At 39.8% G+C, this 11,873-nt stretch carries 10 protein-coding genes; 6 read left to right on the top strand and 4 right to left on the bottom strand.

Annotated elements, in window-relative coordinates; all coding sequences use genetic code 11:
* Positions 1-32: 32 nt before the first annotated feature.
* Positions 33-1,271 carry an anaerobic sulfatase-maturation protein gene (locus BLW31_RS06900; protein ID WP_010537511.1) on the bottom strand — a complete coding sequence of 413 codons (1,239 nt, stop codon included), beginning with the start codon at positions 1,269-1,271 and terminating at the stop codon, positions 33-35.
* A gap of 157 nt (positions 1,272-1,428) precedes the next feature.
* Here BLW31_RS06900 and BLW31_RS06895 point away from each other — a divergent pair, with 157 nt between their 5' ends.
* The 4 genes from BLW31_RS06895 to BLW31_RS06880 all read left to right on the top strand — a co-directional run bounded on the left by BLW31_RS06895 (position 1,429) and on the right by BLW31_RS06880 (position 5,018).
* A complete protein-coding gene (locus BLW31_RS06895; protein WP_010537512.1) occupies positions 1,429-2,163 on the top strand; it encodes a DUF4369 domain-containing protein in 735 nt (244 codons plus the stop codon).
* Positions 2,164-2,206: 43 nt separating this feature from the next.
* On the top strand, positions 2,207-3,961 hold the full coding sequence (locus BLW31_RS06890; RefSeq protein ID WP_010537513.1) for a tetratricopeptide repeat protein: 1,755 nt from the start codon (positions 2,207-2,209) through the stop codon (positions 3,959-3,961).
* Positions 3,962-4,126: 165 nt separating this feature from the next.
* A complete protein-coding gene (locus tag BLW31_RS06885; RefSeq protein WP_010537514.1) occupies positions 4,127-4,510 on the top strand; it encodes a DUF3244 domain-containing protein in 384 nt (127 codons plus the stop codon).
* Between the two features lie 31 nt (positions 4,511-4,541).
* Complete coding sequence (locus BLW31_RS06880) at positions 4,542-5,018, top strand: hypothetical protein (RefSeq protein ID WP_010537515.1); 477 nt, start codon at positions 4,542-4,544, stop codon at positions 5,016-5,018.
* A gap of 77 nt (positions 5,019-5,095) precedes the next feature.
* On the opposite strand, the gene BLW31_RS06875 is transcribed toward BLW31_RS06880, so the two are convergent.
* Positions 5,096-5,854 carry a lysophospholipid acyltransferase family protein gene (locus BLW31_RS06875; RefSeq protein WP_010537516.1) on the bottom strand — a complete coding sequence of 253 codons (759 nt, stop codon included), beginning with the start codon at positions 5,852-5,854 and terminating at the stop codon, positions 5,096-5,098.
* A gap of 120 nt (positions 5,855-5,974) precedes the next feature.
* On the opposite strand from BLW31_RS06875, the gene BLW31_RS06870 reads away from it, so the two are divergent.
* Together BLW31_RS06870 and BLW31_RS06865 are read left to right on the top strand one after the other, a co-directional pair.
* The gene (locus BLW31_RS06870) at positions 5,975-7,225 is read left to right on the top strand and encodes an exonuclease SbcCD subunit D (RefSeq protein WP_010537517.1); all 1,251 of its coding nucleotides are present in this window, start codon (positions 5,975-5,977) and stop codon (positions 7,223-7,225) included.
* Complete coding sequence (locus BLW31_RS06865; protein ID WP_010537518.1) at positions 7,222-10,086, top strand: AAA family ATPase; 2,865 nt, start codon at positions 7,222-7,224, stop codon at positions 10,084-10,086. Before BLW31_RS06870 ends, BLW31_RS06865 begins: the two co-directional genes overlap by 4 nt.
* Here the strand turns inward: BLW31_RS06865 and BLW31_RS06860 are convergent.
* Positions 10,070-11,236, bottom strand: coding sequence for a metallophosphoesterase (locus BLW31_RS06860; RefSeq protein ID WP_010537519.1), 1,167 nt, complete (start codon positions 11,234-11,236; stop codon positions 10,070-10,072). The two genes, BLW31_RS06865 and BLW31_RS06860, sit on opposite strands and share 17 nt — an antisense overlap.
* Positions 11,237-11,292: 56 nt before the next feature.
* Complete coding sequence (locus BLW31_RS06855) at positions 11,293-11,871, bottom strand: membrane protein (RefSeq protein ID WP_010537520.1); 579 nt, start codon at positions 11,869-11,871, stop codon at positions 11,293-11,295.
* Positions 11,872-11,873: the final 2 nt, after the last annotated feature.

The raw sequence follows: 11,873 nt of genomic DNA, 5'->3' as shown, positions 1-11,873 counted from the left end.
TATGATAACAATTATAAATTATGATGTTAATATTATATTTTTAAACTTCCATCTTTCAAGGCTTTCATAATATTGGCAGGAGGCCGCTGGTTCATCAATTCATTTTTCATGAAGTCCATATATGGAGCTACGTGCTGAAAGTATTGATAATATCCTTTGCATAGATAGTTCAGACCGGTTTCTCCATCTGCTGTTCGGCTGAAACGGTTTTTCGGGCATTCTCCATTGCATGCAAATAGAAAATCGCATTCCTTGCATTGAGTCGGGAGCGATTGATATTTCATCGTTCCGAAATTATGCTGTCGTTCGCTGTGCATCATCTCCACCAGAGTCTGGCTGTAGATATTTCCTAATTTATATTCCGGGAATACAAAATGGTCACAAGAGTACACATCCCCGTTGAACTCCATGACTCCGGCATGTCCGCAATGTTTCGCCATCGTACATACACCCGGTTGTTCTCCCATCCAGTTTGCCAGTGTAGAGTCGAATATCTGTATGAAGTAATTGCCCACATCCTCTTTTACCCATTCATCAAAAATGGTACAGAGAAAGTTACCCCATTGCTCCGGGCTTACCGAAAAATCGGCTAATGCTCCTTCTTTATCTTCTGCCAGAGAGGCTAGATGACGTCCGTCCTGGTGTGAAACGATACGTTCGACGATAGGAGCGAATTGAATATAATGGCAATCTATTTCCTTGAAGAAATTATAAAAGTCTAATGGATAGTCGGCGTTAAAGTCGTTCACAACCGCCATTGCATTCCATTCTACTCCATGTTTTTTCAAAAGATTGATGCCTTGCATTACTTTGACGAAAGAAGGCTTTCCCATCTTATTTTTACGATACTCATCATGAAACTCCTGTGGCCCGTCAATGGAAACCCCTACCAACCAGTTGTTTTCATGAAAGAACTCACACCACTCATCTGTGAGCATGGTTCCGTTAGTTTGAATACAGTTGTCAATAGTACGTCCACGGGCATATTTCTTTTGCAGTTCCATTGCCTTTTTATAAAAGGAAAGGGGACGCATCAGTGTTTCTCCACCGTGCCAGGTGAAAAGCACTTGTGGCATGGTTTGTGAGTTGATATACTCGTCGATGAACTTTTCCAGCAGTTCATCGCTCATTACATGTTTTGGATTTTCTTTGTATAGATTCGCCTTTTCCAAATAATAGCAGTATTCGCATGCGAGATTACATACGGCTCCTACGGGCTTTACCATGACATAAAGCGGTTTGGCAAAAGGTGCATAAGTTGTTGCTTTCATGACTGCAAATTTAGATAAACTAAATGAAAAAAATGATCTCCTACCTCTGTTTATAAGGATTATTAAAGAAAAGAGTCTTACAAGTTTTAAATATTGATAAAATGTTTCTTTTAAGTCCGAATCAGTTGTACCTTTGCATCCAGAATTTAATGAAACAATGAACGTGAATAAGATTTTGCCTTTTGTGCTTTTGCTACCCTTCTTGGCTTCGTGTACTAATAAGTATAAGATAGAAGGAACATCTTCTGTGAATGGTCTTGATGGAAAAATGTTATACCTGAAGACTATGAAGGATGGAGAATGGGCGAAACTGGATTCGGCTGAAGTAGTACATGGATCATTTTCAATGAAGGGAAAGATAGACTCTGTACAGATGACAACACTTTATATGGATGACGAGAGTGTTATGCCGATTGTGTTGGAAAGCGGTAAGATTGTTATTACTATTAGCAATACCGATCTTAAAGCAGTCGGAACCCCTTTGAATACAGCGTTGTATGATTTTATTGCAAAGAAGAATGCAATGGAGGAAAGTATCGGTGAACTGGAAAGAAAAGAAACACGTATGGTGATGGATGGTGCTGATTTGGAAGAAGTTCACGAGCAGTTGCTTGCAGAAGGAGATTCGTTGATGAAAGCTATGAATCAGTATGTTAAGACTTTCATTTCAGATAATTATGAAAACGTATTAGGTCCCAATGTGTTTATAATGCTTTGTAGTTCTTTGCCATATCCTATAATGACTCCGCAAATAGACGATATCATAAAGGATGCTCCCTATTCTTTTAAGAGTAATAAGATGGTGAGAGAGTTTCTGACGAAGGCTAAAGAAAACATGCAGTTGATAGAGGAACATCAACGAATGCAACAAAATGTAGGTTCAAAGAAATAATTCTTGAGTTTTTTGCGTATTTTTGCATAAAACTCAAGATAAGATGAAAACGCCCCTTTCTATTCGTATTGCTTTTTTCTTTTTTATATCTATTCTGGCAGTTTCCTGTCATAGAGATTCGGATGTACTTCAAATGACTTTCTCAAAAGTGGAAAAGTGCATGGATCTCTGTCCGGACAGTGCTCTAAACATCTTGAAAGGTATTCCTGATCCTGAAAAACTGCGGGGTGAGTCGCAAGCCACTTATGCTCTTTTGATGACGCAGACAATGGATAAGAATTATATGAAATTCAGTTCGGATTCCTTGATTACTATAGCTTTGAATTATTATGCCATAACTCAGAATAAACCTATAATGTATGCAAAGACTCTATTTTATCATGGAAGAGTCATGCTGGAATTGGATAAGGAGGAGGAAGCTTTAAAGTCTTTTCTTGCTGCAAAAGATATTTATGAGAGAAATCAGAATCTTAAAATGTTGGCTCTCATTGCGGAAGAGATAGGTATGATTAATCGGAAGCAAGACTTGTATGATGATGCTTTGACGAATTTTAGAGAGGCACTTACTACATATAAACAGTTGAAGGATTCTCTTTCGGTTATCAGTGCTAGTCTAAATATTGCTAGAGTTTATTTGTTTAAGTCTGAATGGGATAGCTGTTCCCTATATTATAATAATGCCTTAGAAATAGCAGTACAGAAGAATTATTTATCTGAAATTACAATATTGCATGAATTAGGAATTTTATATCGTTCCATGCAGAACTTGCCCGAAGCGGAGCGCTATTTTTTAGCTGCTTATGAAAAAGAAACAGATGAAGAAAAGAAATATATGGAATGTTTATCTTTAGGATATTTATATATGCAAATGGGGCAGACTGAAAATGCTAGAAAATATTTAAAAATGAGTGCTAATTCTTCCAAGGCATATACACAGATTAGTGCATATGACTGTTTGTATTTCTTGGAGAAAGATATTGATAATTTTGAAGAAGCAATAGTTTATCATGAATTAGCTGATTCCATAACTAATTCTATGGAGGAGCTTAATTCCCGCGAGTTAATAGCAAGTTTACAGAAGAAATATGAGAATGAAAAACTTCAGAATGATAACTTGCAAATGAAAGTACGATATACGAATTTTATTTTATGGGGTACGATTGCCTTTTTATCTGTCGTTGCCTGTATGTGCTATTATTATTATAAAAATAGAAATAATAAGAAGAAAATAGCTGAAATAGAGTTGCAGATTAGAGATAATGAGGAAGAAATAGAACGATATCGACAGGAGATTGAGGATATTCAAATTTCAAAAGATCAGGTGGTAAAGGAGAATCTGATGTTAGAAGAAAATCGTACTAAAGTAGGAGAGCTTAATGGAAAGATTGTTCTCTTGACTATGCAGAATAAAATTTTGTCAGAACACCTTAAAGAACGGGGAGGTGAATTGAATGTTGGTATATCTTCAGGTCCATTTATTCATGCATTTCGGCTTTTATTGGCTATAAAAGAGGGAACGTTAAGAGGAAAACTCTCAAATGAAGAGCGACAGAAATTATTTAGCTTATTTGATCTAATTTACTGGAATTATGTTAGTCGTCTGTTGGATAGAGCCCCAACTCTTACTAAACATGATCTTGAGATTTGTTGTTTTCTTAAATTTGGTTTGACTCATGAAGAGCTGAGTTGTATTTTTCACACGACTTCTGATTCTGTAACTCGAGCAAAAAGTAGGTTGAAAGGTCGATTAGGTATTTCTACACAGGATGATTTAGATGCTTTTTTAAAAGAATTCTAAGAAATAAAAAATGAATTGTCCGGGTAAATGTTAATTCTGAAATTGATAACATGTTGATATATAGTGGAATATCCATTACTTATCCCTCGTAATTTGTCTGGGTCGTTTTTTTTGTTTTTTCGAATACATGCTGTACTTTTGGCGAAACAAAAAAGCAATATAGTTATGAAAGTACGTTTTATTTTATCTTTTCTGGCTGCATTATTTATTGCAGGGAATATGATCGCTATTGAGAGTACAGATCGGGTAGAGAGAAAATTACCTATCGTGTTAAAAGGTGAAGTTCCAACTACAACTAGTCGTTCTCTTCCTGTGATTCCTATTGATGCATCTATTTCTACAGATAATAATCTTGTAGAAATTGTTTTCACTGCTTCTCTTGGTGAAGTGAAAATATTAGTGGATGAACAAGTACAGGAAGTATGTCAGGTAACAACTCCTGGACAGACAACTTCCTTCTCTATAGAAGGATGGGCTCCGGGCATTTATAAACTAGAATTTAAAGTAGCCGGAGGCGGATACGTATACGGAGAACTGGTGATAGAATAACAAGGAACTAAACCTTAGCTATTATATAATCATGAAAAGTCATCATATAGTTGCTATTGGCACTTGGGGAGGTGACAAACAGCAACTTATAGAATATAATTCTTGTATTGCAGTAGGGATAGATTGTCCCCGTGCAAAATTGAGAGTGAGTATTCTATTAGATACGATACAAGAGTATCAGGTGAGATATATCTCTTCTGATGAAGAGATAAGTGAAGCTGTTAATAAAGCTGGTCTTATCATCGGAGCAAGGGGGATGGCCCATGAAGGGATATTGCAACGAAAACCGGTTATTGTAGTGGGGGAATATGGATTTGGAGGCTTGGTTACTCCGGATACATTGCACGAACAATGCAGTAATTATTTTAAAGGCAAAATCAATGGGATAAAAGAAGAGTACTTCTCTTTAGAACGATTAGAAGAGGAAATAAAGAGAGGATTTACTTTGACATTCCAAGAATTGCAGATGATGTCTAACCAGACAATAAGATTTCTACATAATATATAGACTTTTTGATTTAATAGATTAATGCATAAAGACTGGTTAGGTATACGGGGGTACGTGAGTATCCCCGTATTTCGTTCTTATCGATCCTGATCTTCATTTTTGATCATTCCTTTATACTTTTCAGGAAGTGCACTCTCGACAGCAGCATAAGCTTCTGCCATAGTAGCTTTTATATTTTCCATACCTTTCCCTTTAGGAGGAATAGGATCATGAATAGTCAGAATCATACGATGGCGATGTATCCATTTGCCTGTACGTGGAAGGATTTCAAAAGAACCATCAATCGTTACGGGAACAACTGCTAGCTGTAGGTCATCTGCCAATTGAAACGCTCCTTTTTTAAAATATCCCATATGTCCAGTGAAGGTACGTGCCCCTTCGGGAAAGACCACCAAAGACACTCCGTCTTTCAGAGAATCTTTTGCTTGCCGAATGGTCTCCAGTACTTTTTTCGGACCAGAACGGTCTACAAAAATATGTCCTGCGCTTTCACATGCCTTACCCACAAATGGTAGCTTACGCAGGCTTTTCTTCATCATCCATTTGAAGTTTCTTCCGATGAATCCGTAAATAAGGAAAATATCGAATGAACCTTGATGATTCGGCACAAAGATATAAGAGGTTTTTCCGTGTAATTTCTCACGACCGTGAACCTTGACAGGAATCAACAGGAACAGACAGATTAGCTGCGACCATATTTTGCCTGGATAATATCCCCAAAAATGAGCTCCTCCAAGTAAAGAGCCTATAATGGTCACAATTGCTGTTAGAATAGTCAATACCAATAGGATAGGTAAAGCAATGCAAATTTGATAAATATAATATAGTATCTTCATTAGGAATTTATTTTTTATATATATGCAAAGATACATGATTATTGGTAAAAAAAGCAGTAAGATACAACATAATCTTTGCGTTTGTGCTATTTTTGTCTGCTGTTATATAGAGATAATGATATGATACGTATACTACATACCGCTGATTGGCATTTAGGACAGACATTTTTTGGTTATGACCGTACCAAAGAACATGAAGCCTTTCTTGATTGGCTATTGAGAGAAATCCGGAAAAATGAGATTGACGCATTGATTATAGCTGGAGATGTGTTCGATGTCTCCAATCCTTCAGCCGCGTCCCAGCGCATGTACTATGAATTTATTTATCGGGTGACTGCAGAAAACCCGGGACTGCAAATTGTGATTGTTGCCGGTAATCATGATTCTGCTGCACGTTTGGAGGCTCCCCTGCCTTTGCTGCAAGCTATGCGGACGGAAGTCAGAGGGGTAGTGCGTAAATTGAACGAGGGAGAGATTGATTATGATCATTTGGCGGTAGAGCTGAAAAACCGGGAAGGGGAAGTAGAAGTACTTTGTATGGCTGTTCCTTTTTTACGTCAGGGAGATTATCCGGTAGTTGAGACAGAAGGCAATCCCTATATGGAAGGGGTTCGCGAACTTTATACGCAACTTCTGCAAAGATTATGGGCACGCCGGAAAACGAATCAGGCTATTCTTGCTATTGGACATTTGCAGGCTACCGGATCAGAAATTGCAGAAAAAGATTATAGTGAGCGGACTGTAATTGGTGGTCTGGAGTGTGTATCACCTGATACTTTTTCAGAGAAGATTGCGTATACGGCTTTGGGGCATATTCATAAAGCGCAACGAGTATCCGGCAGGGAGAACGTAAGATATGCCGGAAGCCCGATTCCTATGTCTTTTGCTGAAAAGCATTATCATCATGGTGTGGTAATGGTGACTTTAGATGAAGGTTGTGCTGTTGATATCAGAAGAATAGAGTGTCCACAACTGATTTCTCTTGTCAGTGTACCGGTCGGAGACCCTGCCTCACCGGAAAAAATAATAGAAATGTTAAGAGATTTACCCGAGGTGGAGGGAGAAGCACCGTATTTGGAAATCAAGGTGTTGCTTGAAGAACCGGAACCGATGCTTCGTCAGGAGATAGAAGATGCATTGGTAGGTAAAAAATATCGTTTGGCACGAATTATTTCTGCCTATCGTCAGGAAGGAAGGGTAGAAAAAGAAGTTGATGACTGGAAAAGGGGATTGCAGGAAATGTCTCCGTTACAGATCGCGCAATCTGCTTTTGAGAAGGTTTACCAGACGGAGATGTCTGCTGAGTTGACAGACTTGTTTCAGGAAGCATATATTTCTGCAACTCGTAAAGAAGAGGAGGAAGGAGAATGAAAATTATCGCTATAAGATTAAAGAATCTGACTTCGATAGAAGGCAGTGTTGAAATTGATTTTACAGTGGAACCGTTATGTTCGGCTGGTATATTCGCAATTTCCGGGGCTACAGGAGCTGGCAAGTCGACTCTGCTGGATGCTCTGTGTCTTGCATTATATGATAAAGCTCCCCGTTTTGCGACCTCGGTAGAGAGTATCAATCTGGCAGATGTGGGAGATAATCAGATAAATCAGGCGGATGTAAGGAATCTGCTTCGCCGTGGAACAAGTGATGGGTATGCGGAAGTAGATTTTCAAGGAGTTGACGGACATAGATATCGTTCCCGGTGGTCGGTCAGAAGGACAAGAAATAAGGCGAGTGGTTCTTTACAACCTCAAGTGTTAGAGGTGAAAGATTTAGATACGGAAAAAGAATTTCAGGGGACGAAGAAAGAACTGTTGGCGCAGTTGGTGGATTTGGTCGGTTTGACATACGAACAATTTACTCGTACCGTATTGTTGGCGCAAAATGATTTTGCTACTTTCTTGAAGTCCAGGGGAGCGGCGAAAGCGGAATTATTGGAAAAGCTGACAGGAACAGGTGTTTATTCTCGTATTTCTCAGGAAATTTTTGCCCGAAATAAGGCTGTACAAGAAGAGGTAGCGATGATACACAATAAAATGAGCGTGATTGAATTGTTGCCGGAGGACGAATTTCTTAGTTTGCAGAAAGAGAAAGAACTGCTGACTGAGAAACGTGCTGCAGGAATTAAGTTACTGGCAGAGCTGAATGCACAATTGAATGTTGTCCGTTCATTAAAGATGCAGGAAACTCTCTGGATGAAAAAACAGCAGGAAGAGCAGGGAGAACTGGTCAATCAAAAGAATTTGCAGAATGCTTTGGTTGTTCAGGAAGAGGGATTGCTTCATTTTAGAGCACAATGGGAAGCGATACAGCCGGATTTGAAAAAGGCACGTCAGTTGGACGTGCAAATACAATCGCAACAGGCAGGATATATGCAGTCTCAGCAGATTTTGCAGGCTGCCCGTCAGCAGGTGGCAGATCAGGAGAAGAAATTGACATCTGCTATGGGGCAGTTGCAGATATCCTATCACTCTCTGAACCATTTGCTGAATCGTACGGATGTGGAGGCACTTCAACCGGAACAGATTGAATTAATCCTCAACGAGGAAAAAGAGAGATTGGAAACATGGACAAAGGCGAATGAAGAACGCCTTATCCGGTTGAATTCTTTTAGTTATCCTTCTTTGGTAGATGAGCAAAGTAAAATCCAGAAGGAACTGGTGCGGCTACAAAATATGAAGCAATTGACCGAAGGACAATTGAAGGCAAAGCAGGAGATAGAGAAACTGGAAAAGGAGGTGGTTGTTTGTACGCGGCAATTGGCAGAACAGGATTCTGTCGTTAAAGCTCTCCATCGACTTTATGAGAGTGCTCGTATGGCAGTAGGGAAGGATGTGAAAGCATTGCGTCAGCAGTTGCAGGAAGGTGAGGCTTGTCCGGTTTGTGGAAGTACGATGCATCCTTATCATCGGGAACAAGAAATAGTAGATACTCTTTATCGGAGGATGGAACAGGAATATAATACAGCATTGTCCGCTTATCAGCAGATAAATAATCGCAATATCACCTTGCAACGTGATTTGACTCATCAAAAGACAACGGAGGCACAGATAAAAGAACAATTGTCTGCTTTGCAGCAAGAGGAAGATTCTGTAGGAAATGAAGAGCAGATACGGAGCCGGTTGAATGAGTTGGCAGAGCGTATTTTAGCCTATCGGAACCTGTATGCGGAATGGCAGCAAAGTGATGAGAAAATAAAAAAGTTACGTGCACATTGTGATGCCTTGCGTGAAAATGTCGCTCAGTGCCGTTTGGCTGCGCAAAAGGTAGCAGCTGTTAAGGAGCAATTAACTATTTTACAGAAAGCGGTTGCTGGTGAACAACAAAGATTTGATGTGATTGCTAAAGCGTTGGATACACTTCGTCAGGAACGTTCTTTATTATTAAAAGGAAAGAGTGCGGATGAAGCTGAGGTTGCTGTAGCCCGAAAAGAAAAAGAGTTGAATGACGCTTTGGAAACGGCCCGCAAACAAGTGGAAGGAGTGAAAAACCGTCTTTCCGGCTTGCAGGGAGAGATGAAGCAGTTGGCTGTTACTATAGAAGAACTACGAGAACAACAGAAAAATATCGAATATCCGGATCTGCTTCCTCAGACCATAGCCAAACAGCAGGAAGATAATTTGAATACGGAACGTGCTCTGTCGACTGTAGAGGCTCGTTTGTTACAGCAGACAAAGAATAAAACCATCGTTGATCAGATAACTAAGGAACTAACCGAAAAACAGGAGGTTGCCGGACGTTGGGCTAAATTGAATAAATTGATAGGGAGTGCCGACGGTACAAAATTTAAAGTAATAGCTCAAAGTTACACTTTGAATCTGCTATTGCTTCATGCCAACAAACATTTGTCTTACTTGTCCAAGCGATATAAATTGCAGCAAGTTCCCGATACGCTGGCGCTTCAGGTGATTGATTGTGATATGTGCGATGAGATACGTACGGTATACTCGCTTTCGGGCGGCGAATCTTTTCTGATTTCACTGGCGCTTGCACTGGGGTTATCATCACTTTCCAGCAATAACCTGAAAGTAGAATCTTTGTTTATTGACGAAGGATTTGGATCGTTGGATGCTGATAGTCTGCGAACAGCTATGGAAGCTTTGGAACAATTACAGATGCAAGGGCGAAAAATCGGAGTTATCTCTCATGTACAGGAGATGAGTGAACGTATTTCTGTTCAGGTACAGGTACATAAGAAAATCAATGGAAAAAGCGTGCTTACCGTCGTAGGGTAAGCACTGTTATTTCCGGCCATGCACCGAAGCGGAATGGTAATCCGACATAACCGATGCCTACATTTACGTATAATCCACGTGTTCCTTCCAGGTACATCCCGCTCCATTCGGGATAGATATAGGAAGAAGGAGAATAATTCCCTAACTTTAACTGCATGGCGTGGGTATGCCCTGCCAGCATTAAGTCTATGTCTGATTCCGGAAGTACCTCCCGTCTCCAGTGGGTAGGATTATGACTTAAAAGTATCTGAAACATTCCTTCAGTACCTTGCATCGCTTTGGGCAGGTCAGCATATTGTGAGAAAGGAGGCTCTCCTTCGTTTTCAACCCCGATAAGGGCGATACTGTCGTTACCTTGAATCAGAATGGTATGAGAATTATTCAATAATTTCCAGCCCATAGCGGCTTGTCTTTGTTGAAGGTCACTCAGGTTATCATCTTGCTCTTGTTTATTTTTCCAGCGGAAATAAGGACCGTAATCATGATTCCCCAAAATGGAGTATACCCCGTCTTTTGCTTTCAGACCAGCCAGTATATGTTGAAAATCATTGAGTTCGATTGCACGATGATTAACCAGATCTCCGGTAAAGACAATAAGATCAGGGTGTTGTTCGTTGACCAGATTTACTAAATTCTGGATAGCCGAGGCATTTCCCTGCCAGCTTCCGATATGGATGTCTGACAATTGAACGATGCGGTAACCATCGAAAGATGATGGGAGTTTAGACGAGGAGTAGGTTACTTCTTTGACGTCAAACTGCGTACGCCCGATAAAAGACCCGTAGATAATCATTACGATAGAAACTACGGCCAGTGTCAGTCCGGTACATATAAAAGGAGTTCGCGGCCAGCGCAACCATTTATGAAAAGGGATTCCGATGACCGTACAGAGAAAAAGCAGTAATTTGGGAGCTGTGAACAGGAAGAAAAAGATGGAAAACCATCCGATATCCTGTGTATGGCGTTCGGCAAAGGCATTGTTGGAGAAATAAACCAGGTAAAGCAATCCTGTGGATAGCAGGAAAGTAGGCAGCCAATAGAGGATTTTCAACCATCGTCTCGCTGTAAGATGGACGATAAATCTGAGATACAGATAAATGTCCGGTAAAATAAGGAAAATCAGTAAAAATATAAATAAGCGTTGTAACATAACAGCACGGATCAAAAATTCTTAATTAAAGCAGGCGAAGAGCTTTGATGAGTCATTTAATTGTCAATGATTTTAAGTTCGTCCAGATTCTTCTTGATTTCCTGAATACGATTTAGGAATTTCTTGCGATAAATCCATAAGATCAGACCAAGACCAGCTCCCCATAGCAAAATAAAAAACAGTATTATTCCTATTCCATATTGCCATATCTGCCAATAGATAAATGAAAGTACTGCCAATATAAGGAGGAAAGCTGTTGCGATTAAACGTTCCCGGATCATCCATCGGTGAATGCGGTTGACACGGCTGATCACTTCTATCAGCGGCATCTCATCTACTTTCGTTTGTTGTAGAAAACGTGTAGTAATGATGTCCCAGTAGAGTGCGGGAATCCACGACAGAATGATGATAATATAGATTGGGTTCAGTCTGCCATGCAACAGGACTTCCAGCAGGAATAAGACCAAAACCGGTAAAGAAATCAAAATCAGTTTGATATTCAGCCGGGCAATGGCATGGATACTTTTGTCTGCATGTCCTATCAGTTTGCCAAGTTCTTCCTCTTTGATCAGCTCTTTGTCTTTTAAGTGCTCATCCAAGGCATTCCATGATTTTTTCAGTTCTTCCAGTTCCATAT

It is taken from the genome of Bacteroides faecis MAJ27 (assembly GCF_900106755.1).
Classification (GTDB): domain Bacteria; phylum Bacteroidota; class Bacteroidia; order Bacteroidales; family Bacteroidaceae; genus Bacteroides; species Bacteroides faecis.
This window is presented reverse-complemented; position numbering and strand designations above follow the sequence as displayed.

Excerpts from the sequence above, each read along its gene's own strand:
- BLW31_RS06900 (WP_010537511.1), bottom strand. The coding sequence starts at position 1,271 with ATGAAAGCAACAACTTATGCACCTTTTGCCAAACCGCTTTATGTCATG.
- BLW31_RS06895 (WP_010537512.1), top strand. The coding sequence starts at position 1,429 with ATGAACGTGAATAAGATTTTGCCTTTTGTGCTTTTGCTACCCTTCTTG.
- BLW31_RS06890 (WP_010537513.1), top strand. The coding sequence starts at position 2,207 with ATGAAAACGCCCCTTTCTATTCGTATTGCTTTTTTCTTTTTTATATCT.
- BLW31_RS06885 (WP_010537514.1), top strand. The coding sequence starts at position 4,127 with ATGAAAGTACGTTTTATTTTATCTTTTCTGGCTGCATTATTTATTGCA.
- BLW31_RS06880 (WP_010537515.1), top strand. The coding sequence starts at position 4,542 with ATGAAAAGTCATCATATAGTTGCTATTGGCACTTGGGGAGGTGACAAA.
- BLW31_RS06875 (WP_010537516.1), bottom strand. The coding sequence starts at position 5,854 with ATGAAGATACTATATTATATTTATCAAATTTGCATTGCTTTACCTATC.
- BLW31_RS06870 (WP_010537517.1), top strand. The coding sequence starts at position 5,975 with ATGATACGTATACTACATACCGCTGATTGGCATTTAGGACAGACATTT.
- BLW31_RS06865 (WP_010537518.1), top strand. The coding sequence starts at position 7,222 with ATGAAAATTATCGCTATAAGATTAAAGAATCTGACTTCGATAGAAGGC.
- BLW31_RS06860 (WP_010537519.1), bottom strand. The coding sequence starts at position 11,236 with ATGTTACAACGCTTATTTATATTTTTACTGATTTTCCTTATTTTACCG.
- BLW31_RS06855 (WP_010537520.1), bottom strand. The coding sequence starts at position 11,871 with ATGGAACTGGAAGAACTGAAAAAATCATGGAATGCCTTGGATGAGCAC.